The organism is Micromonospora sp. RTBAU3-60, assembly GCF_054963695.1.
This window is the reverse complement of record NZ_JBUEGB010000036.1, coordinates 15,454-37,993: the sequence shown is the minus strand read 5'-3', so window position 1 is coordinate 37,993 and position 22,540 is coordinate 15,454. Positions and strand designations below refer to the sequence as shown.

General features: G+C 73.5%; 19 protein-coding genes, 1 tRNA gene and 1 pseudogene. 5 read left to right on the top strand and 16 right to left on the bottom strand.

Annotation, left to right across the window (positions count from 1 at the left end):
• From ACY34I_RS27170 to ACY34I_RS27155, 4 genes and pseudogenes are all read left to right on the top strand, one after another.
• Positions 1 to 909 (top strand): bifunctional DNA primase/polymerase, encoded by a 909-nt coding sequence (locus tag ACY34I_RS27170; protein ID WP_462757857.1) that lies wholly within the window; start codon positions 1 to 3, stop codon positions 907 to 909.
• Positions 906 to 2,002 (top strand): annotated as a pseudogene (locus ACY34I_RS27165) (AAA family ATPase). The gene ACY34I_RS27170 and the pseudogene ACY34I_RS27165 overlap by 4 nt, the downstream one beginning before the upstream one ends.
• 288 nt (positions 2,003 to 2,290) lie before the next feature.
• Complete coding sequence (locus ACY34I_RS27160) at positions 2,291 to 2,473, top strand: helix-turn-helix transcriptional regulator (protein ID WP_462757887.1); 183 nt, start codon at positions 2,291 to 2,293, stop codon at positions 2,471 to 2,473.
• Positions 2,473 to 3,678 (top strand): tyrosine-type recombinase/integrase, encoded by a 1,206-nt coding sequence (locus ACY34I_RS27155; RefSeq protein WP_462757856.1) that lies wholly within the window; start codon positions 2,473 to 2,475, stop codon positions 3,676 to 3,678. Before ACY34I_RS27160 ends, ACY34I_RS27155 begins: the two co-directional genes overlap by 1 nt.
• 84 nt (positions 3,679 to 3,762) lie before the next feature.
• On the opposite strand, the gene ACY34I_RS27150 is transcribed toward ACY34I_RS27155, so the two are convergent.
• From ACY34I_RS27150 to ald, 9 genes are all read right to left on the bottom strand, one after another.
• Positions 3,763 to 3,836: transfer RNA gene (locus ACY34I_RS27150), tRNA-Pro, on the bottom strand.
• A 158-nt stretch (positions 3,837 to 3,994) separates the two neighbouring features.
• Positions 3,995 to 5,389: a ribosome biogenesis GTPase Der gene (der, locus tag ACY34I_RS27145; protein WP_462757886.1), complete on the bottom strand. Its 1,395-nt coding sequence runs from the start codon at positions 5,387 to 5,389 to the stop codon at positions 3,995 to 3,997.
• An 8-nt stretch (positions 5,390 to 5,397) separates the two neighbouring features.
• Positions 5,398 to 6,078, bottom strand: a complete 681-nt coding sequence (cmk, locus tag ACY34I_RS27140) for a (d)CMP kinase (RefSeq protein WP_462757855.1) — start codon at positions 6,076 to 6,078, stop codon at positions 5,398 to 5,400.
• Positions 6,079 to 6,318: 240 nt separating this feature from the next.
• Positions 6,319 to 7,089 (bottom strand): pseudouridine synthase, encoded by a 771-nt coding sequence (locus ACY34I_RS27135; RefSeq protein WP_462757854.1) that lies wholly within the window; start codon positions 7,087 to 7,089, stop codon positions 6,319 to 6,321.
• Positions 7,076 to 7,996, bottom strand: a complete 921-nt coding sequence (gene scpB, locus ACY34I_RS27130; protein ID WP_462757853.1) for an SMC-Scp complex subunit ScpB — start codon at positions 7,994 to 7,996, stop codon at positions 7,076 to 7,078. The genes ACY34I_RS27135 and scpB overlap by 14 nt, the downstream gene beginning before the upstream one ends.
• Before the next feature lie 5 nt (positions 7,997 to 8,001).
• Positions 8,002 to 8,958 (bottom strand): segregation and condensation protein A, encoded by a 957-nt coding sequence (locus ACY34I_RS27125; RefSeq protein WP_462757852.1) that lies wholly within the window; start codon positions 8,956 to 8,958, stop codon positions 8,002 to 8,004.
• Between the two features lie 41 nt (positions 8,959 to 8,999).
• Positions 9,000 to 9,923, bottom strand: coding sequence for a ParA family protein (locus ACY34I_RS27120; RefSeq protein ID WP_148802060.1), 924 nt, complete (start codon positions 9,921 to 9,923; stop codon positions 9,000 to 9,002).
• A gap of 190 nt (positions 9,924 to 10,113) precedes the next feature.
• On the bottom strand, positions 10,114 to 11,088 hold the full coding sequence (locus ACY34I_RS27115; RefSeq protein WP_462757851.1) for a site-specific tyrosine recombinase XerD: 975 nt from the start codon (positions 11,086 to 11,088) through the stop codon (positions 10,114 to 10,116).
• A 23-nt stretch (positions 11,089 to 11,111) separates the two neighbouring features.
• Positions 11,112 to 12,227 (bottom strand): alanine dehydrogenase, encoded by a 1,116-nt coding sequence (gene ald / locus ACY34I_RS27110; protein WP_462757850.1) that lies wholly within the window; start codon positions 12,225 to 12,227, stop codon positions 11,112 to 11,114.
• A 292-nt stretch (positions 12,228 to 12,519) separates the two neighbouring features.
• Here ald and ACY34I_RS27105 point away from each other — a divergent pair, with 292 nt between their 5' ends.
• The gene (locus tag ACY34I_RS27105) at positions 12,520 to 12,777 is read left to right on the top strand and encodes a TM2 domain-containing protein (protein WP_462757849.1); all 258 of its coding nucleotides are present in this window, start codon (positions 12,520 to 12,522) and stop codon (positions 12,775 to 12,777) included.
• Positions 12,778 to 12,843: 66 nt separating this feature from the next.
• Here ACY34I_RS27105 and ACY34I_RS27100 read toward each other — a convergent pair whose 3' ends face one another.
• The 7 genes from ACY34I_RS27100 to ACY34I_RS27070 all read right to left on the bottom strand — a co-directional run bounded on the left by ACY34I_RS27100 (position 12,844) and on the right by ACY34I_RS27070 (position 22,514).
• Complete coding sequence (locus ACY34I_RS27100) at positions 12,844 to 13,449, bottom strand: NUDIX domain-containing protein (protein WP_462757848.1); 606 nt, start codon at positions 13,447 to 13,449, stop codon at positions 12,844 to 12,846.
• 37 nt (positions 13,450 to 13,486) lie between these two features.
• Positions 13,487 to 15,244 carry a CTP synthase gene (locus tag ACY34I_RS27095; RefSeq protein WP_462757847.1) on the bottom strand — a complete coding sequence of 586 codons (1,758 nt, stop codon included), beginning with the start codon at positions 15,242 to 15,244 and terminating at the stop codon, positions 13,487 to 13,489.
• Between the two features lie 150 nt (positions 15,245 to 15,394).
• Positions 15,395 to 17,725, bottom strand: coding sequence for a hypothetical protein (locus ACY34I_RS27090; RefSeq protein ID WP_462757846.1), 2,331 nt, complete (start codon positions 17,723 to 17,725; stop codon positions 15,395 to 15,397).
• Positions 17,725 to 18,858 (bottom strand): glycosyltransferase family 4 protein, encoded by a 1,134-nt coding sequence (locus ACY34I_RS27085; protein WP_462757845.1) that lies wholly within the window; start codon positions 18,856 to 18,858, stop codon positions 17,725 to 17,727. Before ACY34I_RS27085 ends, ACY34I_RS27090 begins: the two co-directional genes overlap by 1 nt.
• 116 nt (positions 18,859 to 18,974) lie before the next feature.
• The gene (gene murJ, locus ACY34I_RS27080; RefSeq protein WP_462757844.1) at positions 18,975 to 20,648 is read right to left on the bottom strand and encodes a murein biosynthesis integral membrane protein MurJ; all 1,674 of its coding nucleotides are present in this window, start codon (positions 20,646 to 20,648) and stop codon (positions 18,975 to 18,977) included.
• A gap of 1 nt (position 20,649) precedes the next feature.
• A complete protein-coding gene (locus ACY34I_RS27075; RefSeq protein WP_462757843.1) occupies positions 20,650 to 21,513 on the bottom strand; it encodes a hypothetical protein in 864 nt (287 codons plus the stop codon).
• Positions 21,514 to 21,572: 59 nt separating this feature from the next.
• Positions 21,573 to 22,514 (bottom strand): copper transporter, encoded by a 942-nt coding sequence (locus ACY34I_RS27070; RefSeq protein ID WP_462757842.1) that lies wholly within the window; start codon positions 22,512 to 22,514, stop codon positions 21,573 to 21,575.
• Between the last annotated feature and the right edge of the window lie 26 nt (positions 22,515 to 22,540).

Sequence of the window (22,540 nt, the reverse complement as noted above, 5' to 3'; positions counted from 1 at the left end):
ATGACTGACCTTCTCGCCGCCGCCCTGGCCCACGCCGAACGCGGATGGCACGTCTTCCCGCTGCGGCCCGACGACAAGCGACCCGCGTTCCCCGACCACGCCGCCGACGACTGCACCGGCCGCGACCCGCGCTGCCGCGCTGCCGGACAGCACCTCGGGTGGGAGACCCGAGCCACCACCGACCCCGACCGCATCCGCCGGGCGTGGTCGACCCGCCCCTACGGCATCGGCCTTGCCTGCGGCCCGTCCCGCCTCGTGGTGGTCGACCTGGACACGCCAAAGACCCCCACCGAGGCGGACGGGCGTGACGGCCCGGCCGTGCTCGCCGAGCTGGCCGCCGCGCACGCCGCCGGCATCGACCCGACCTACACCGTCACCACCGGCCGAGGCGGCACCCACCTCTACTACCGGCACCCGGACGACGGACCGGCGCTGCGCAACACCGCCGGCACCCTCGGCCCGATGGTCGACACCCGCGCCCACGGCGGCTACGTCGTCGCCGCCGGCTCAACGGTCGCCGGCCGCCCGTACGTGGTCGACCTCGACACCGACCCGGTTCCGCTGTCCGGGTGGCTCGCCGCTCTGCTGGCACCCGCACCATTGCCGCCGCAGCGGCCCGTGGTGGTCGACCTCGGCACCGGCCGCCGCGCCGCCTACGTCGACGCCGCGATCCGCGCCCAGGTCGCCGAGGTCACCGGCGCCGCACCCGGCGGACGCAATCACGCGCTCTACCGTTCCGCGGTTGCCCTCGGGCAGCTCGTGGCCGGTGGCGCGCTCGCCGAGCCCGACGCCACCGCCGTCCTCACCGACGCCGCCCACACCGCCGGCCTGCGGCCGGTGGAGACGGCCCGCACGATCGTGTCCGGGCTGCGCGCCGGGGCGCGCCGTCCGCGAAAGGTGGCCGCATGACTGCCCCCGCCGAGCGTCCCGACCTGCGCGTGGTGCAGCCGGGCGACGGCACTGCCGCCGAAGTCATTTCCCCCGTCCGCCGCGAACCGGGGCGTATCCGCACCTCGTGGACCGCCGCTGACCTGATGGCGATGGAGTTCCCACCGCCCCGGTGGGCCGTGCCCGGTGTGCTGTCCGAGGGCGTGAACCTGCTCGCCGGACCACCAAAGGTGGGCAAGTCGTGGTTGTCCCTCGGCCTCGGCCTGACCGTCGCCGAGGGCGGCAAGGCGTTCGGCAGCATCGCCACCGAACCGGGCCCGGTGCTCTACCTCGCGTTGGAGGACACCCCGCGCCGGTTGCAGGCCCGCATGGGGAAGATCCTCGCCGGACGGGCCGCGCCGGCCGGGCTGACCCTGGCCACCGCTTGCCCGCCGCTGCCGCAGGGCGGTGACGAGGCCATCGCCGCGTGGCTGGACCGCAACCGCGACGCCCGCATGGTCATCATCGACGTGTTCGCCAAGCTGCGCGGCACGTCCGCCCCTGGCATGTCCGCCTACGACGCCGACTACGCCGCCGTTGGCCGGGCCAAGAAGGTTGCCGACGCCTACGGCGTGGCGATGGTGCTCGTGCACCACGTCCGCAAGGCCGGGTCGGACGATTTCCTGGAAGCCGTGTCCGGCACCAACGGCCTGGCCGGTGCCGCTGACGCCACCCTCGTGCTCCGCCGGCCACGCGGGTCGGCCGATGGGGTGCTGCACGTGACCGGCCGCGACGTGGACGAGTCGGAGTATCCGCTAGCGTTCGACCCCGCCGTCGGGGCGTGGACCATGCTCGACGGCCCCGCCGCAGAGCACGAAGTCAGCGACACCCGCGCCGCCATCCTGCGGTGGCTGCGCACCTTCCCCGGCAGCACCCCGAAGGCCATCGCCGAGGGCACCGGGCTGAGCGTGGACAACGTCAAGAAGACCTGCGGCCGGATGCTCGACGCCGGCCAGGTCGCCTGCGACCCCGGCGGCCGCTACCGGCTACCCGCATAGGTGTCCCCGCTGTCACCCGAGTCACCGAAGTCACCCGATCGGCCGTGGCCTGCGAAAACGCTGCCGTATCTCGGTGACACCACATGCGACGGACGCCGCACGACTAGATCGGCTGAAACAGGGCGATGCGCCGTGTTTCAGCCCAGACCCTACCCATCACCCTCAGAACCCAAAGATCTTGGCTCTACGGCGCTCTCAGCGGGCCGTCTAAATGCCCGCTGAGAGCGGCCTCCCTCCACCCAGCACCGGACCCGCCCGCACCCGGAAAGGCGCTCACCGTGCGACTCGTGCCGCAGAATCAGCCAGCAGACGCGACCGCCGCCCAGGAAGGAGACAACACCATCCGCCTCTCCCCCAAGCCGTTCATGTCCACCGAGGAGCTTGCCGAGCTGCTCGACGTAGACCCGTCGACCATCAGGCGTTGGCGCACCGCGCCGCCCTTTCAAGGCCCGCCGTTCATCCAGATCTCCGACCGGGTGGTGAAGTACGCGACGGCCGACGTTGAGCACTGGCTGTCCGCCCGGCGCGTCTGCCCGAAGGCAGCATGATGGCCGCGCCTCAGCAACCGCCGATCGGCGTACGACTGGCGACCGATGTGGAATTCCGGCCGGGCCGTGACCGCCCCTACCGCGCACGGGTCCGGTGGGTCGACCCGACCAGCAAGCGCCGGCTGTCCAAGTCCACGACGGTCGCCACGCCCGAAGAGGCGCAGGCGTGGATCGACGGAATGGCCAGTGCGGCGCAGGGTGGCGTCGACCCGCTCGCCGCGACCAAGCGCCTGACGGAATACGGCGAGAGCGTGATGACGCTGGCGCTGCGCGGGTTGGAGCGCAAGACGCTTGATCCCTACCTGGCGGGTTGGCGCAAGCGCGTAGTTCCGACCCTCGGCCACATTCCCGTTCGCATGATTACCAACGGCGCGGTTGACCGCGCTGTTCACTCCTGGATTGCCGACGAATGCAGCCGATCCACGGTGAAGAACAGTCTTGCCGTGCTGGTCCGCGTGATGGAACAGGCCGTACGCGACGGCATCATTCAGCGCAATCCGGCGCAGGTAACCGGGTGGCAACGCGAGTACCAGCGAGCCGCAGACGAATTGGACGATCCCCGCTCGCTGGCGCTGCCTGACTGGGAATCGCTGACCACCCTTGCCGGCGCGCTGGTCGAGCGATCCGCGAACGGCTTCACCGGGTGGGCCGACGTGGTGATATTCGCAGCCTGCACAGCGGCGCGAATCGGGGAAGTATCAGGCGTACGGGCCGAGGACGTCGACCGGGAATCCTGGATGTGGACGGTACGCCGGCAGACCACACCCAGCCCCGGTGGCCTGATCGACAAGGGCACCAAGGGAAAGCGGGCACGCACGGTGCCGCTGATCGAAGAGGTACGGCCGATCGTGGCGCGCCGCCTGGACGCGGCGCCCACGCCCGACGCCCGACTGTTCAAGGGGCCGCGCGGTGGTCGGATCAGCACAGCCGTGCTGCGCGACGCGACGCATTGGGATGAGGTGGTCACGAAGCTGGGCTACGAGCATCTACGCCGGCACGACCTACGGCACACCGGGCTGACCTGGATGGCCGACGCAGGCGTGCCGGTGCATGTCCTACGGAAGATCGCCGGGCACGGGTCGCTGACCACAACGCAGCGGTACCTACACCCGGACCGGCAGTCGATCACGGACGCGGGAACGGCGTTGAGCGCCCACCTGAAGGCCCGCCGGTCCCCAGATGGTCCCCAGCTACGCGCGGTCTAGATCGCAGACTCCCCACTGTTTCAGCACAGCAGAAAGGCCGCTGACCAGAGCATATGCTCCGGTCAGCGGCCTTTCTTCGTGCTGTCGGGACGGCCGGATTTGAACCGACGACCCCTTGACCCCCAGTCAAGTGCGCTACCAAACTGCGCCACGTCCCGATGCTCCCGCGCGGTCGTGCCCGCGGCAGCCGGTACAGCTTAGCGCAGGATCTTCACGGTTGCGCACAGGCCCCTCCCGCGTTGCGCGCCCGGCGCCACTCCCTTTAGAGCGTCCTAGGAAAGAGCGGCGGGGTGGGGTCGCGCGAGCGGCGGGAGGCTCAGCCGTGGGCCTTGCCGCGCCCGCCCGGTCCGACCTTCTTGCGTGGGCGTACCGAGATCTCGATCGGGGTGCCCTCGTAGCCGAACTCCTCGCGGAGCTTGCGCTCGACGAAGCGCTGGTAGCCGGCGTCCAGCGGACCGGTGGTGAAGAGCACGAAGCGCGGCGGGGCCACCCCGGCCTGGGTGGCGAACAGGATGCGCGGGGCCCGGCCGCCGCGCACCGGGTGCGGGGTGGCCTGGACCAGGGCGGTGAGCCACTGGTTGAGTTGCGCAGTGGGGATGCGGGTCTCCCAGCTGACCAGGGCTCTGCGCAGCGCGGGGGCGAGCTTGTCGACCGCCCGGCCGCTCTTCGCGGACAGGTTGAGCCGGATCGCCCAGGGGATACGACGCAGCTCCCGGTCGATCTCCTTGTCCAGGTAGTACCGGCGGTCGGCGTCGACCAGGTCCCACTTGTTGAACGCGATGACCAGGGCCCGGCCGGCCTCCACGACCATGGACAGGATCCGCTGGTCCTGCTCGCTGATCACCTCGCTGGCGTCGAGCAGCACCACCGCCACCTCGGCCGCCTCGATCGCGGACGCGGTGCGCAGGCTCGCGTAGTACTCGGTGCCGCTGGCCTTGCCGACCCGCTTGCGCAGGCCGGCGGTGTCCACCAGCTGCCACGTCTCCCCGCCGATCTCCACCAGGCTGTCGACCGGGTCGACGGTGGTCCCGGCGACCGAGTCGACCACCGCCCGCTCCTCCCCGGAGAAGCGGTTGAGCAGGCTGGACTTGCCGACGTTGGGGCGGCCGACCAGGGCGACCCGGCGCGGGCCGCGGGGGCGGTGCTCCACCACCTTCGGGGCCTCGGGCAGCGCGTCCATGATCGCGTCGAGCAGGTCGCCGGAGCCCCGGCCGTGCAGCGCGGAGACCGGGTACGGCTCACCGAGGCCGAGCGACCACAGCGCGGTCGCCTCCATCTCGATGGCGCTGTTGTCGGCCTTGTTTCCCACCAGGATCACCGGCTTGGCGCTACGGCGCAGCATCTTCACCGCGGCCTCGTCCACGTCGGTCGACCCGACCGTCGCGTCCACCACGAAGAGCACCACGTCGGCCGTGGCGACGGCGGCCTCGGCCTGCGCGGCGATCGCGGCGGCCCGGTCCTTCGCGTCGGGTTCCCAGCCGCCGGTGTCCACCACGGTGAACGCCCGGCCGTTCCACTGCGCGTCGTACGGGACCCGGTCCCGGGTCACGCCGGGAATGTCCTCGACGACCGCCTGCCGGCGGCCGATGATCCGGTTGACCAGCGTCGACTTGCCCACGTTGGGCCGGCCGACCACGGCCACCACGGGCTGCGGGCCGGTCAGCTCCGCGCCGTCGAGTTCGGGCTCGCGCAGCTCGACCCAGCCCCCCATCTCCTCGGTCACGCCACACCCCGCTCGGTGAGCAGGTCCCGCAGCCGGGCGACGACCTGGTCGATGCCCAGCTCGGTGGTGTCCAGCACGACCGCGTCGGGGGCCTGCTGCAGCGGGTTGACCTTGCGGGTCGAGTCGAGCCGGTCGCGGCGGGCCAGGTCGGCGGCGGTCGCCGCGACGTCGGCGGCGTCCTCGGCGCTGCGCCGCTGGGCGCGGGCCGCCTCGGACGCGGTCAGGTAGACCTTCAGGTCGGCGTCCGGGGCGACCACCGAGCCGATGTCGCGGCCCTCGACCACGATCCGGTCGGAGTTGGTGATCATCTCCCGCTGCCGGGCGACGAGCTGCTCGCGGACGGCCGGCACGGCGGCCACCGCGGAGACCGCGGCGGTCACCTCCGGGCCCCGGATCTCCTTCTCCACGTGCACGCCGTCGGCGGTCACGCCGTACCCCTGGGGGTCGGTGCCGATGCGCAGGTCGACCTCGCCGGCGACCTTGGCCACCGACTCGGCATCGGTCAGTTCGACGCCGGAACGCAGCACTGCCCAGGTGATCGCCCGGTACATGGCGCCGGTGTCGAGATAGCGGGCACCGAGGGCGACGGCGAGCCGCCTCGAGACGGTGGACTTACCCGAACCGGATGGCCCGTCCACCGCGACCACGCACCGTCCGGTCCGTTCGTTCTGCCCCACCGTGTTCCTCCTCAGCCCGTACCTCGCGGGTCACCGGTTCCTCCGGCGCCGTTGAGCGGTTGTCCATCATCAATGATGCCCGCCGTCGCGGAACGGCCCGCGTACGACGCCGCCAAGCGCGATCCGCGCCACGACGCCCCTGCGGCAACTCCAGCTCGGCGCGCCTGACGCCGCGCCACGACCGGAGCCGTCGCCGGGCCGCGACGAAGCCTACCGTCAGCGGTACCCGAAACGTCCGGGTCAGTCACCTACCGCCTTGAACAGGGCGGCCACCTCGGCGTTGGTCAGCCGGCGGGTGCGCCCGGCGCGCAGGTCGCCCAGCCGGATCGGCCCGATCGAGGTCCGCACCAGCCGGCTCACCGGGTGCCCGACCTCGGCCAGCAGGCGCCGGACGATGTGCTTGCGCCCTTCGTGCAGGGTCACCTCCACCTGGGCGGTCTTGCCCAGGGTGTCCACCACCTTGAACGAGTCGACCTTGACCGGGCCGTCCTCCAGCTCGACCCCGGCGGCCAGCCGCTTGCCCAGGTTGCGCGGGATCGGCCCGGTCACCTCGCAGAGGTACGTCTTCTGCACCCCGTACGACGGGTGCATGAGCCGGTGGGCGAGGGTGCCGTCGTTGGTGAGCAGCAGCAGGCCCTCGCTGTCCGCGTCGAGCCGTCCGACGTGGTAGACCCGCTGCTCCACCCGGTTGCCGAGGAAGTCCGACAGCGCCGCGCGTCCCTTTTCGTCCGCCATGGTGGAAACCACCCCGCGGGGCTTGTTCATGGCCAGGTAGACGAGGCGGGTGTCGGCCTGGAGCCGCTCGCCGTCGACGTGGATGACGTCGCGCGCCGGGTCCGCCTTGTCGCCGAGTTGCGCGACCCGGCCGTTGACGGTGACCCGGCGCCGAAAGATCAGGTCCTCGCAGGCGCGCCGCGAACCCACCCCGGCGGCGGCGAGCACCTTCTGCAGGCGCTCGGCACTCTCGTACACGGGGGCGTCGGGCTTGGGGGCACGGTCATCGCGTCGCATCGGCAAGCTCTTCTACGTCGTCGGGGAGGAAGGGGGCCAGCGGCGGCAGGTCGTCCACCGAGTTCAACCCCAGCTTCTCCAGGAACATGGTGGTGGTCCGGTAGAGGAAGGCACCGCTGTCCGGTTCGGTGCCACACTCCTCGACCAGGCCGCGGGAGACCAGGGTACGGATCACTCCGTCACAGTTGACGCCCCGGATGGCGGAGATCCGCGACCGGGTCACCGGCTGCTTGTAGGCGACCACCGCCAGGGTTTCCAGCGCGGCCTGGGTGAGCCGCACCGACTGCCCGTCCAGTACGAACCGCTCCACGTAGGTGGCGTATTCCGGGCGGGTGTAGAGCCGCCAGCCACCGGCGGCCCGGCGCAGCTCGAAGCCGTGCCCGGCGGCGGTGTAGCCGGCGGCGATCTCGTCGAGCATCGGGCCGATCCGTTCCGGGGACTGCTCCAGCACCTGGGCCAGGGTCAGCTCGCTGACGGGCTGGTCCACCACCAGCAGGATCGCCTCCAGTGCGCCGCGCAGCTCGGCGTCGCTGAGTTCCGGCGCGGGCTCCGGCGCGGCCGTCACCCGCCGCCGCCCCGCCGCCTGCTTCGGAGGTACGCCCGCAGCCTCCCCCACCGTCCCGGTCTCCTCCGCGATCTCGGTACGGTCCGGCCCCGCCACGGCCGCCTTCGCACCAAGATCCGGCCCGGCATCCGGCTCCGCCACGGCTGCCGTGAAGATCTTGGCAGTAGGCGGCCCCTCCAGGGGCCCTTCCCTGCCAAGATCTGCCGCAGTCTCGGGCTCCGGCTGCTCGGCGGGCTCGGCGGAGGGCTGCGGGGGGCCGGGGCGCTCCCATGGGGGGATCCAGGCGGCGGCCTGGTCGGCCAGGGAGTCCCGGCGTTCCTCGTCGCTCTGACGCTCGCTCATCGGGGTCACTCCTGCGTCGTTGCCGGGTCGTCGGCGGGTGCGGGCGCCGCCGGGGCCGGCTCCGGGGAGCCGGCGTACTCGTCGATGGTCAGCTCGGTGTCGCCGTCGGCCGAGCCGGTCCAGCGGACGGTCAGCTCCTCCAGCGCCTGCTCCTGCACGAAGGCGACCAGTCCCTGCCGGTAGAGCTCCAGCAGGGCGAGGAACCGGGCCACCACCTCCAGGGTGATCTCGCAGTCGGCGCAGAGCAGCGAGAAGGTGGCCGTGCCGGCCCGGCGCAGCCGCTCGGAGATGATCTCCGCGTGCTCCCGGACGCTGACCCGGACCATGTGCACGTGCGCGATCGACACCTCGGGCACCGGCTTCGGGGTCATCGCCTTGAGCGCCAGCTTGAGCAGCCGCTCCGGGCCGATGCCGAGCACCAGGTCGGGCAGCGCCTCGGCGTACCGGGGTTCGAGGGTGACCGCGCGGGGATAGCGGCGGCCACCCACCGCCTCCAGCTCGGCGAGGTGCGCCGCCGCCTCCTTGTACGCCTTGTACTGCAGCAGCCGGGCGAAGAGCAGGTCCCGCGCCTCCAGCAGGGCGAGGTCCTCCTCGTCCTCCACCTCGGCGGCGGGCAGCAGCCGGGCCGCCTTCAGGTCCAGCAGGGTGGCGGCGATCAGCAGGAACTCGCTGGTCTCGTCCAGGTCCCACTGATCGCCCATGGCCCGGATGTACGCGATGAACTCGTCGGTGACCTTGTGCAGGGCCACCTCGGTGACGTCGAGCTTGTGCTTGCTGATGAGCTGGAGCAGCAGGTCGAACGGGCCGGTGAAGTTGTCCAGCCGGACGGTGAAGCCGGTGTCCTCCTCGACGGTGGCCGGGTCCGCGGGCACCACGCCGTCGACCTCGGCGGCCAGCTCGGCGGCGGCCACGGAGTCGCCGGCGTCGCGGGGCGCGGGCGGGTCGAGGGGCGGTGCGGTCACCGGAAAACCGTAGTCCACGGCCCGGACACCCGGCGTTCGGCCTACCGCTCCGACTCGGCGGCGATCACCTCACGGGCCAGCTGGCGGTAGTTGCGGGCGCCGGAGGAGGCCGGATCGAGGGTGGTGATCGGGGCGCCGGCCACGGTCGACTCGGGGAACTTCACGGTCTTGGTGATCACGGTCTGGTAGACCTTGTCGCCGAACGCCTCCACCACCCGCTGCAGCACCTGCCGGCAGTGGGTGGTGCGGCTGTCGTACATGGTGGCGAGGATGCCTTCGAGCTCCAGGTCGAAGTTGAGCCGCTCGCGCACCTTGTCGATGGTATCCAGCAGCAGGGCGACCCCGCGCAGGCTGAAGAACTCGCACTCCAGCGGGATGAGCACGCCGTGCGCCACGGTCAGCGCGTTGATCGCCAGCAGGCCCAGTGAGGGCTGGCAGTCGATCAGGATGAAGTCGTACTCCTTGCGGATCGTCTTGAGCACCCGGGCCAGGGCCATCTCCCGGGCGACCTCGTTGACCAGCTGGATCTCCGCGGCGGAGAGGTCGATGTTGGCCGGGAGCAGGTGCAGCCCGGCCACGTCGGTCTTGATCAGCACGTCGTCGGCGGTGACGTCGTCCTGCATGAGCAGGTTGTAGACCGACAGGTCGAGGTTGTGCGGGTTGACGCCGAGGCCTACGGAGAGGGCGCCCTGCGGATCGAAGTCGACCAGCAGCACCTTGCGGCCGTACTCGGCCAGCGCGGCGCCCAGGTTGATGGTGGTGGTGGTCTTGCCGACGCCACCCTTCTGGTTGGCCATCGCGATGATCCGCGCGGGGCCGTGCCGGTCGGTGGGCATCGGCTCCGGGATCGGCTTGCGCATGGTGTACGCGGCCGGGTCGGCGGGGCCGAGGTCTGAGCCGAGCGTCGCCTGCTGCTCGCGGAGCTCCGACGTCCAGGTCTCGGCACGGTCCTCGTTGCCAGCCATGTCCTCGTTGCCCCCTCCCGACGACCACCCGGTGTCGGAGCCGTCCGACGTCCCTCGCGGCGCCGCTGCGCACCCCGGTGTCGCCCCATGAGGTCCGCGCCGATGCCGACTGTACGCCACCCGCCAGCAGCGCGTTCGGTACCGGGTCGGCGTGTCGGCCGGCCCGAGGCGGCCAGGCGGTCCGAACAGGTCAGCCGCGCGCCCGCGGGTGGGCCGTCGCGTACACCTCACGCAGCCGCTCCACAGTGACCAACGTGTACACCTGGGTGGTGGTCACCGAGGCGTGGCCGAGCAGTTCCTGCACCACCCGGACGTCGGCGCCGCCGTCGAGCAGGTGGGTGGCGTAGGAGTGGCGCAGGGTGTGCGGGGAGACGGCGTCGCTGCCGTCCACCGGCAGGCCGGCCCGCTCGGCCGCGCGGCGCAGGACGGTCCAGGCGCCCTGCCGGGTCAGCGGCCCGCCCCGGGCGTTGACGAAGACCGCCGGCGTGCCCCGCCCCGCCGCGAGCAGCGCCGGACGACCCCGGACCAGCCAGGCGCGCAGCGCCTCGACGGCGTACCCGCCGATCGGGACCAGGCGGGTCCGCCCGCCCTTGCCGCGCAGCAGCACCGTGCCCGCGTCGGGGTCCAGGTCGTCCACCGCGGCGCCGACCGCCTCGGAGATGCGCGCCCCGGTGCCGTACAGGAACTCCAGCAGCGCCCGGTCACGCAGCGCGCGGGGCGCCGCGTCGCCGGTGGCGATGACCGGGCCGGCGGTCTCCAGCAACCGGACCACGTCCTCGACCGGCAGGGCGCGGGGCAGCCGGCGCGGCGGGGTGGGCGGGCGGACGTCGCGGCTGGGGTCGGCGCCGGCCAGGCCCTCGCGCAGCGCGAAGCGGTGCAGGCCGCGGACGGCGCTGGCGGCGCGGGCGGCCGAGGACACCGCCAGCGGCGGGTGCTCGGCGTCGCCGGCCCGCAGCCGGGCCAGGTGCCCCTCGACCTCGGCGGCGCCGACGGCGGCCAGGTCGGTCACTCCGGCGGCGGCCAGGGTGGCGAGGTAGCGCGCCAGGTCACGGCGGTACGACGCGAGGGTGTTCGCGGACAGTCCCCGCTCGACGGTGAGGTGGTCCAGGTAGCCCCGGACGGCACGGCGCAGGGCCGGCGCGGGTTCCGCGCCGACCCCGTCCACAGTGCTGGTCAGCTTGCCACCCCTCAGCCGATCACCTCGGCCAGCGGCAGGACGTCCATGCCGTGCGCCTCGGCGACCGGGCCGTAGACCACCTGGCCGGCGTGCGTGTTCAGGCCCAGGGCCAGCGCCGGGTCGGCGCGCAGCGCCTCCCGCCAGCCGCGGTTGGCCAGCTCCAGCGCGTACGGCAGGGTGACGTTGGTCAGCGCGTGGGTGCTGGTGTTCGGCACCGCCCCGGGCATGTTCGCCACGCAGTAGAAGATCGACTCGTGCACCTTGTAGACCGGGTCGGCGTGCGTGGTGGGACGCGAGTCCTCGAAGCAGCCACCCTGGTCGATGGCGATGTCGACGAGCACGCTGCCCGGCTTCATCCGGGAGACCAGCTCGTTGGAGATGAGCTTCGGCGCCTTCGCGCCGGGCACCAGCACCGCGCCGATCACCAGGTCCGCGTCGAGCACGGCCCGCTCGATCTCGTACGCGTTGGAGGCGACGGTCTGCAGGTGGCCGCGGTAGATGGCGTCGGCCTGGCGCAGCCGGGCCACGTTCTTGTCCAGCAGCAGCACCTCGGACTGCATGCCGAGCGCGATGGCGGCGGCGTTCATGCCGGAGACGCCGGCGCCGATGACCACGGTCTTGGCGGCGTACACGCCGGAGACGCCGCCGGGCAGCACGCCCCGGCCGCCGCCGGTGCGCATCATGTAGAAGGCGCCGACCTGCGGGGCGAGCCGGCCGGCCACCTCGGACATCGGGGCGAGCAGCGGCAGCGAGCGGTCGGGCAGCTCGACGGTCTCGTACGCGATGCCGGTGACCTTGCGGTCGAGCAGCGCGTCGGTGCACTCCCGGGACGCGGCCAGGTGCAGGTAGGTGAAGAGCACCTGCCCCTCGCGCATCCGGTGGTACTCCTCGGCGATCGGCTCCTTGACCTTGAGCACCAGCTCGGCGGCGTCCCAGACCTCGTCGGCGGTGGGCAGAATCTTCGCGCCCGCGGCGGTGAACTCGTCGTCGGTGATGCTGGAACCGACGCCCGCGCCGGACTCGACGAACACCTCGTGGCCGTGGCGGGTGAACTCGTTGACGCCCGCGGGCGTGATCGCCACCCGGTACTCGTGGTTCTTGACCTCGCGGGGGATTCCGACCTTCACGATGCAGACACCTTCCTTCGGGGCTGCTCACCCCCGAATGCGCGGCGCCGCGGCGGCCCCATTGCCGACGCGGTCCACCGGTCCCGCCCGGCGGCAGTCTAGGCCCGTACGAACTCCGCGGAGGGCAGCACAGTGACATCCGGTGCCCGGTGGTCCTGACGATGTGTCAGGCATGAACCGGACTGGGCGGTGGAGTCCGCCTCAGCCGTCAGGACACTATTGGATAAACATCGTCCCACCGTTGGCGTTCGAATGCGGACAGGACGGCAGTGGATCACTATGGTGTCCGCTCATGACCACTCCTCCTTACCAGCAGTACCCGCCGCAGGGCGTCTCCGACAAGAGCAAGGTCGTCGCGGGCATCCTCGGCATCCTGCTCGGCTGGCTCGGCGCCGGCCGCTTCTACATGGGCGACACCAAGATGGGTGTGCTCCAGCTCGTGGTGAGCCTCGTGACCTGTGGTGCCGGCGGCATCTGGGGCTTCATCGACGGCATCCTGATCCTGATCAACGGCGGTGTCGACGGTCAGGGACGCCCGCTGCGCGACTGAGCGGCGATACAACGAAAAGGGGCCGCGCGGTGTCACCGCGCGGCCCCTTGGTCTGTCCGGTCCGGCTCAGCGAGGCGGCGGCGCCCCCGGCCGGCGCAGCTCGGTGAAGCCGGTCTCCCGGGCCCGGGCGGCGGCGAGCAGCCCCGCCACGGCGGCCGCGTTGGTGATCTCGCCGGCCAGCACCATCCGCACCGCCTCGTCGAGACCGACCCGGACCACCTGCAGGTCGGCCTCCTCGTCGCGCCGGTCGTGCCGCTGCTCGGCGGGCACGTCGGCGAGGTCGCGGGCCAGGAAGACCCGGACCGCCTCGTTGGAGAAGCCGGGCGAGGTGTGCAGGTCGACCAGGACGTCGACGGTGCCGGCGGTCAGATCGGCCTCCTCGGCCAACTCCCGGGCCGCCGCGGCGGCCAGGTCCTCGCCGCTGACGTCCGTCAGCCCGGCCGGCAGCTCCCACAGGTGCCGGCCGACCGGGTGCCGGTACTGCCGGATCAGCACCACCTGGCCGACGTCGTCCAGCGCCACCACGGCCACCGCGCCGACGTGGGTGACGTAGTCGCGGGCCGCGGTGCCGCCGCCGGGCATGGTGACGTCGTCGCTGACCACCTGGAAGATCCGGCCGGACCAGATCTCCCGGTGCGCGGTCACCTCGTAGCGGTGCTCGACGCCGCTCACGCCGCCGCCTCGCTGCTGAGCCGAATGGTTCGCTCGCTCACGACGCGGACGCCGCCTTCGCCGTGGCGGCGGCGCCGTTGCGGCTCGCCTTCGCGGCCGCGGCCTCCGGCGGGGCGGTCTCCAGGTCGACCGGGAGCTGGTCGGCCTGGGAGTACGCGACGGCGGCCTTGACGAACCCGGCGAACAGCGGGTGCGGCCGGGTCGGCCGGCTCTTCAGCTCCGGATGCGCCTGGGTGGCCACGAAGAACGGGTGCAGCTTCCGGTCCAGCTCGATGAACTCGACCAGCCGGCCGTCCGGCGAGGTGCCCGAGATCTGCAGGCCGGCCTTGGTGAGCTGGTCGCGGTAGGCGTTGTTCACCTCGTACCGGTGCCGGTGCCGCTCGCTGACCTCGGTGCTGCCGTACGCCTCGGCGACCAGCGACCCCTCGGCCAGCTTCGCCGGGTACGCCCCGAGCCGCATGGTGCCGCCCAGGTCACCCTTGCCGGCGACGATGTCCTCCTGGTCGGCCATGGTGGCGATGACCGGGTGCCGGGCCTCCTCGTCGAACTCCAGCGAGTTCGCCCCGTCGAGGCCGGCCAGGTGGCGGGCCACCTCGATGGTCATGCACTGCAGGCCGAGGCAGAGGCCGAGCAGCGGGATGCCGTTCTCCCGGGCGTACCGGGCGGTGCCGATCTTGCCTTCGATGCCGCGGACGCCGAACCCGCCCGGGATGACGATCCCGTCCACGCCGGCCAGCGCGGCCGCCGCGCCGGCCGGGGTGACGCAGTCGTCGCTGGGCACCCAGCGCAGCTGCACCCGGGCCCGGTGGCCGAAGCCGGCCGCCCGGATCGCCTCGCTCACCGACAGGTACGCGTCGGGCAGGTCGACGTACTTGCCGACCAGCGCCACGGTCACCGTGTGGCGCGGCTGGTGCACCCGCTCCAGCAGGTCGTCCCAGCGGGACCAGTCGACGTCGCGGAACGAGACGCCGAGCCGGCGCACCACGTACGCGTCGAGGCCCTCGCGGTGCAGCACCTTGGGGATGTCGTAGATGCTGGGCGCGTCCGGGGCGGCGGTGACCGCCTCCCGGTCCACGTCGCAGTAGAGGGAGAGCTTCTCCTTGACCTTGTCCGGGATGTCCCGGTCGCAGCGCAGCACCAGGGCGTCCGGCTGGATGCCGATGCTGCGCAGCTGCGCCACCGAGTGCTGGGTCGGCTTGGTCTTCAGCTCGCCGGACGGCGCCAGGTACGGCACCAGCGAGACGTGCAGGTAGAAGCAGTTGTCCCGGCCCAGGTCGTGGCGGACCTGCCGGATCGCCTCGAGGAACGGCAGCGACTCGATGTCGCCGACCGTGCCGCCGACCTCGGTGATCACGATGTCGGGCACCTGGCCGTCGGCGTCCGGCTCGCCCATGCCGAGGATCCGCGACTTGATCTCGTTGGTGATGTGCGGGATCACCTGGACCGTGTCGCCGAGGTACTCGCCGCGCCGCTCCTTGGCGATCACCGCCGAGTAGATCTGCCCGGTGGTGACGTTCGCCTTGCCCGACAGGTCCCGGTCGAGGAACCGCTCGTAGTGGCCGACGTCGAGGTCGGTCTCGGCGCCGTCCTCGGTGACGAAGACCTCGCCGTGCTGGAACGGGTTCATCGTCCCCGGGTCGACGTTGAGGTACGGGTCGAGCTTCTGCATCACCACGCGCAGCCCGCGCGCGGTCAGCAGGTTGCCGAGGCTGGAGGCGGTGAGGCCCTTACCCAGCGAGGAGGCGACGCCCCCGGTGACGAAAATGTGCCTGGTCGTCCGTGCTGAAGGGGCCAAGGCCTGCTCCCGTGTCGTCCGTAGCGGTCGTGCGAACCGCCGTGCCGATCACCGAAGTGATCACGCGATCCACGGGATTCCACGGTAACACGTTTCCCGGCCCGGACCGGTGTCGCACCCGGCGTCGGCGCACGTGAAGCCGGGTCCGGCTCACGCCGTGGGGAGCTCCGTCGATGCCCGGCGGGCCGGGGCGGGCACCCGGACCGGGCGCGCCTGGGCCCGCGCCCCCGTACCGTCGTCCGGCCCGGAGTCGTCGGACCGGCCGGCGCCGGCGGCCGGCCGGGCGCCCGGGTCGGCGGATCGGGGCGAGTGACCACCCCCGTAGCCGCCGTCGCCGGGGCCGGCCAGCCAGGTGCCGCTCTCGTCACCCGGTCGGTCGGTGCCGGGCTGGGTGCGGTCGGTGGAGTGGTCGAGCACCCGCAGGGCCGCCAGGGCCGCCATCGGCACCACCAGCGCGCCCGCCGCGCCGGCCACGTCCAGCGCCGAGCCGCCCAGCAGCCCGCCGACGCCGGCGGCCACGCCGGTGCCGGCCATCGCCGCCCGGACCGCCGGGTAGATGCCGAACAGCCGCATCAGGCCGCCCCAGGGCTGGAGCAGGGCCAGCCAGACCAGCGCGGCGCCGGCCAGGGCCAGCACGGTGAGCGGGCTGTCCACCAGCGTCTGCAGGTTGGCGGCGCTGGAGCGGTGCACGGTGAGCCCGCCGGTGCCGTCGCCGAGGGCGGCGAGGAAGCGGCCGACACTCCCCCGCTCGACCGCCGGGCGGCGCAGATCCACGACCGCGTAGCCGATGGTGAGCGCCAGCCCGGCCATGGTGGCCCAGGCCAGCCGGCTCACCGTCAGCCAGCCGCCGGTGCAGATCGCGGCGGCGACGCTCACCCCGGCGGTGAGCGCGATCGCACCGATCGAGTCCGCCCCCAGGTACGGGCTGCCCACGATGACCACGGCGGCGCCGCCGACCGCGACCATCACCATGGGGCGCCAGGCGCGGCGCACCCGCTGCGCCAGCCAGCCGCCGCACAGCAGCGAGCCGGCGATGAACACGCCGAGCCCGACGGTGCCGAGCCCGGTGTACCGGCCGCCCTCCAGGGCCGAGTAGCCGACCACGCCGTTGAGCTGCAACCGGGAGCCGGTGAGCACGTCCACCCCGACCACCAGGGTGGCCAGGCCGGCCACCGCGCCGAGCGGGCCGAGGGTGCGGTCGTGCCCCGGACTGAACCGGACGGCGGCCGTGCCGCCGACGATCAGCAGGGCGGTCACCAGGGCGAACCACCACCCGGCGTGCTCGCCCCGCCACCACGGCGCCGCGTCGGCGAGCAGGGCGGCCGGCACGGCGAGCGCGGCGGCGATCAGCAGCAGCTCCACGGCCGCCACCACCCGCCGGGACACCGGTTCGGGTCCGTGCGGGCCGGCGTGCCGGCGGGCCCGGCGCAGCAACGGCAGCACCGCCACGGCGAGGGCCACCTGGGCGGCGGCGAGCAGGCCGAAGAACCAGCCGGCGACCCGGCGCTGCGCGGCGGCCTCGCGGTCCGCGTCGGCCGGCGCGTCGATCGCGGTACGCAGGTCGTCCGGCCGGTCGCCGACCGAGACGGCGGCCCGGCCGAGGAAGAGCCGCTCGGGCACCGGCCGGCCCAGCACGGCGAGGGCGGTCGGCGCCAGGTCGACCAGTTGCAGGTAGCCCTCCCGGCCGGTGCTCGGCGAGGTCAGCCAGCCCCGCTCCCAGCCCGGGCCGTCGGCGACGGCCACGTGCAGCCGGGACGGCGGGTCGGTGTCGCCGACGCCGGCGACCAGCACCGTCGAGCGGGCGGGCCGAGCGGCGAGCACCCGGGCGAGCTGGGCGTCCACCTGCCGGGCCTGGGCGGCCCGGGTCGCCGGGTTCTCCCCGTCGACGCTGCCGAGGTCGACGATGCTCAGCACGCACGAGCCGAGCAGCTGCGCCGGATCGGCGGGCAGGACCGGCTCGTACCGGTCGACCCGGCCGAACGGGCGGGCGGCGGCCACCGCGGCGCCCGGCCCGACCGCCACCGAGCAGCGCACCGACTCGGACAGCGCGCCCGGGGTGGCCCCCCAGGTCAGCTTGTCCTGGTTGTACGCGACGACGCTCTCCTGGTCGGGCAGGTTGGCGCCGATGCCGTCGGGCTGCTCGACAGTCACCCCGGTGGCCGGGCAGCCGGCCGCCGAGCGGCTGCCGTTCCAGGCGGCGAAGTTGCCCGCCCCGAGGGTGAGCCAGCCGTCGACCGGGCAGGTGGGCCGGTGCGCGGAGCGTACCGAGAGGGAGCCGATCGAGCCCTGCTCCGCCATCCGCCACAGCGTGGGGGTGGTCTGCGGGTCCACGTCGTCCCAGCGCAGCCCGGCCGCCCCGGCCAGCACCACGAAGTCGGCGCTGCGGCCAGGGTTGCCGGCCGGTGGCCGGGCGGCCAGCGCGGTGACGCCGAGCACCACCACCAGCAGGGTCAGCAGGACCGGGGTCAGTCGACGCAGCATCACCGGGTCCTCGTCGACGGCTCGGGCGCCAGTTCGGCGTAGAGGGCGGCCAGGGTGGCCACCGTGTCCGCCTCGGTCGGCCAGGTCGCCGCCCGGGCGGCGCCCCGACGGGCCAGGTCGGCCCGCCCGGCCTCGTCGTCCAGCAGGGCGCGGACCGCCTCGTCCACCGCGTCGACGTCGCCCGCGGGAATCATCACCGCGCCGTCACCGACCAGCTCCGGCAGGCCACCGACGGCGGTCGCCACCAGCGGTACGCCGGCGCGCAACGCCTCCTGGGCGAACAACTGGCGGGCCTCCCAGTCGCTGGTCACCACGGCCAGGTCGGCGCCGGCGAGCAGGTCGGCCACGTCGGTGCGGTGCCCGAGCAGGGTCACCGGGGCCCGGACGGCCGAGATCCGCGCGGCGAGCTGGAGGTACGCGGGCCCGCTGCCGGCGATCACCACCACCGGCGCCGGGTTCCGGGTCCGCCACCGGGCGGCGGCGTCCACCAGGATGTCGTACCGCTTCTGCGGGTGCAGCCGGCCCACCGACAGGATCAGCGGACGGTCGGGGGTGACCCCGAACTCGGCGCGGACGGCGGCCCGGCGGCGGCGCGGCGGGGGCAGCGTCGGCGCGGCGACCGGGGCGAGCCGGGCGTCGGCGGCGCCCAGGGCGGCGGCCCGCTCCACCAGGTCTGCGGAGGCGCCCAGGGCGACCCGGGCGGAGCGGGCCACGATCCGCTCGACGAGCCGGGACAGCCGGCCGCGCAGCCCGCCGGCGAGGACGGCGTTGTGCCAGGTGACCACCACCGGGGCGGCCGGCCGGGCGAGGACGGCGACCAGGCCGGCCCGCAGCCCGTGGGCGTGCACGACGTCGACCTCGGCGCCGGACAGCGCCTGACGCAGCGCGGCGACCGCCCGCGCGTCGGCCGGCGTGGGGCTGGCCGGGATCTCCACCGGCGCGAACCGGGCACCCACCCCGGTGAAGTCGAACTGGTCCTGCGTGGCGGCCGGGCCGCAGACCAGCACGGAGGCGCCGGCGGCGGTCAGACCGCGGGCCACCGAGCGGACGTGCTGACCCACCCCGCCGGTGCTGGAGGCGAGCACCAGGGCCACCGAGCCGTGCCACCGCGGCGCAGACGAGGCGTCCGTCATCGCCTCGCCTCCGTTCGCGACTGCGGGGCTCGCAAACCCGGCTCACTCCTCGCGCGCACCGTGCCTGCCCTCCGTTCGCGACCGCGGGGCTCGCGGACCCGGCTCACTCCTCGCGCTCACCGCGTAAGAGTCTCCTTCCCGTCGCCCCGCTCCGGGGGGCGTTGCTCCTCCGGCGTGTCGGCCGGCGACCGGCGTCGCCCGAGCCGACGGGTCACGGCCGCGAGCAGCGGCCGCACGTCCCGCGCGTCGGTCAGCCAGGCTACGGCGAGGAACACGGCGCCGACCACGACCCCGGACAGCATGCCCTGCACGAGCGCCGCGGGTGTCGTCGGGGTCACGAGGCCGGCGAGCCAGCGGGCGGTGGCGGCCCCGCCGAGCCCGGCGACCGCCGCGGCGAGCAGGCCGGCGGCCCCGGCCCGACCGACGCCGGCGAGGGCGGCCCGGCCGGCGGAGCGGGCCACGGCGGCGAGCAGCAGGCCGCCGAGGAGCAGCATCCCGACCGAGTTGGCCAGGGTCACCGCCAGCACCCGGTCGCTTTGGTGCAGCACGGCCGACAGCGGCACGGCCGCCACCGGGACGGCCAGCCAGCCGATCGTGATCGCGGCGGTGGCCGACCGGGTCGCGCCGCGCGCGTAGAGCGCCCGCGACAGGATCGCGAAAAGCCCGTAGCCGATCAGACCGGGCGCGAAGCCGACGATGGCCGCCGCCGTCTGCCCAGCCCCGAGCGGGAAGAAATGGCCCACCGCCTCGGCGGTGCCAACCAGAGCCGCCGCACCCAGACAGCTGAACAACAACACGCCTCGCGTGGCGGATGCCAACGTCTTCCGGTATCCCGCATCGTCCCCGCCGACGGCGGCAGCAGCGAGAGTTGGGTAGGCCGCCACCGCCAGCGGCACGGCCAGGACCGACCACGGCAGCAGGTACATCGTCTGCGCCAGGTTGTAGACCTGGGGGGAACCGACCGGGCCGCCGGAAACCCGCTTCAGAATCACCGCCAGGGCCAGTTGCTGGGCGGTCACCGCCACCGCGCCCGCCACGGCCAGCCCGCCGACCTTCATCCGGGCCTCGGCCGGAAAGGCGTACCCGGGTCGTAGCCGCAGCCCCAGCCGACTCAGCGGCACCAGCAGCGACAGCGACAGCACCACCACCCCGATGGTGGTGCCCCCCGACAAGATCAGCTCGCCGGCACGGCTGACCCGGGCCACGCTGACGTCCCGCCCTTCGACGAAGCCGAAGGCGACGTAGGCGAGGATGACCGTGACGCTGGACAGCAGCGGGGCGATCACCGGCCAGGCGAACCGGCGGTGTGCCTGGAGCACCCCGGTCAGCACGATGCCGACGCCGTACAGCGGCAGCTGCGGGGCGAAGACCTGCAGCATCCGAGCACCCGCAGCCAGCTCGGCCGGTGAGCGGCCCTCGCTGAGCAGCCCGACAATCGGTCCGGCCAGCAGTGCGACCAGGATGGCGAGCGGCACGAGGAGGGTCAGCGTCCAGGTCAACAGGGCTCCGGTGATGGCAGCCACCTCGCGGCGGTCGCCCGCCTCGACCGGTCGGGCCAGCAGCGGCACGACGAGGCTGGCGAGGGCACCGCCGGCGACGATCTCGAAGATGATGTTCGGGACCGTGTTGGCGATCACGTACATGCCGCCGAGGTCGCTGCGCTCGACAACCCAGGTGAAGACGGCGGTCCGGCCGAAGCCGGCGAGCCGGCTGACCACGGTGAGGACGGCGATGAGTGCGGCCGCCCCGGCCACCCGGCCGGCGCCGGCGAGGGGTGCCGGTTTCGTCACGTCAGGCGTCGAGCCGGCCCAGCGCGTCCAGTTCCCGCAGCCCCGGGGTCCGCTGGATCACCTGCGTGAAGCTGACCTTCTCGCTGGCGGCGGTGAGGGCGGCGAGCACGGCGAGCACGCCGGCCCGGCCCAGCGGCCCGGTACGCGCGGCCAGGCTCACCCCGAGCAGCGCGCCGAGCGCGTTCGCGCCGCTGTCGCCGAGCATCACCCGCTCGTCGAGGTCCTCCCGGATCAGCCCGGCGGCGGCGCCGACCGCGCCCGCGGCGATGCCGCCGTACGGGCCGGTGGCCAGCGGCGTGCCGAGCAGCATCCCCGACTTCAGCGCCCGGCCGGGGCGCAGGTCGAGCAGGTTGACCAGGTTGGCGGTGCCAGCCACCACGCCGGCGCCGAGCAGCACGTCGAGCCCGCGGCCGAAGGCGCTGGCGCGCTGCCGGCGGGGGTGGGCGGCGACCCGGCGGTCGGCGGCGAGCAGCGCGGCCGCGCCGAGACCGGCCGCCCCCACCCCGATGATCTTGACGAGTCCGGCGGTGACCCGGCCCTCGCGCAGCGCGGCGAGGTGCCCGGCGAAGCCCTTGGCCGCCTTCTGCTCGGGGCGCGCGCCGACGATGTCGTCGTACAGCCCGACCGTGCCGGCACCCACCCCGGCGACCAGGGCGGCGGCGCCGGCGGGGGCGCTGCCCGCGCCGAGCGCGCCCGCGGTGGCGGCCCCGACCGCCAGGGCCGGGCCGGCCGCCAGGGTGACCGTGCGGCCGCGGAAGTTGGTGCGTTCGAGCGCCGGCGCGCCCGGGGAGGTACGCACCTCCCGCAGCACGTAGCGGGCGGCGACCGCCCCCGCGCCGACGGCCAGCAGCCGACCCAGTCTCACGCGACCCCTCCGATCCGGATACCCAACGCGACGCGGTGCAGAACGGACACCCGCCCCGCTCACTGCGGCAGTTTAGGCAGCAGCGCCGCGGCGTTGTCACCGACGCCGTACTGGCCGGCCTTCTTCTCCGTCAGCTGCTGCACCATGGCGAGCGCGGTGACGACCTGACCCTGCACGGTGTTGGCGTTGTCGACCGTCGAGATGTTCTGCGACAGCACCGGGTCGCCGCGGACCACGGCGACCACGTTTCCCCCGGCCGCGCCCATGCCGCCGACCACGACCGCGCTGTTCTTGTCGAACTGCTCGGCCATCTTCACCACCGACTCGTCCTTCTTCGCCGAGTCCTTGTCGACGTACGGCTGCCCGCTGACCAGCACCACCGCCTCGGCCGCCCCGGAGACCTTGTCCTGCGGGGTGAGGTAGCCGGCGGTCGCGTACACCTGCAGCACCGCCCGGCGGTCCGCGTCGGTGACCGGCGGGCTGCCCTGCGGCCGGTCGAGCAGGACGCTGGCCAGCAGCGCGCTGGAGGTCTCCACGCCGTGCAGGTTGGCCGGCAGGCCGGAGGTGGGCACGCTGGCCGGGCGGGCGGCGGTGACGGCCAGCTCCAGCAGGCTGTTGTTGCTGTCCGGGTTGATGAACTTGTCCTGGATGTCGATCCGGCCGGTGACGTTGGCCCCGGCGAGCTGGAGCATCTTCACCACACCGTCGGTGTGGTCCCGGCCGCTGGGCAGGTCGACCACCAGCACCCGGCGGCCGTTCAGCTTGCCGGGGAGCAGGATCTGCGCCGTCTGGCCGGCGAACTCCTCCTCCATGTCCAGTTCCTTCTGGAGGCTGTTGACCGTCTGGCGCATCTGCTGGTTGTCCTTGCGCAGCGCGTTGACGTTCTCCTTGAGCGAGTCGGCGACCGGCCCGTTCAGCGCGGCGGTGCCGACCACCAGGCCGATCGCCAGCGCCAGGAACACCGCGGTCAGGGACACCACGTGGTAGCGGAAGTTGATCACGCTTGCAGCCTCTTGATCGGTCGGGG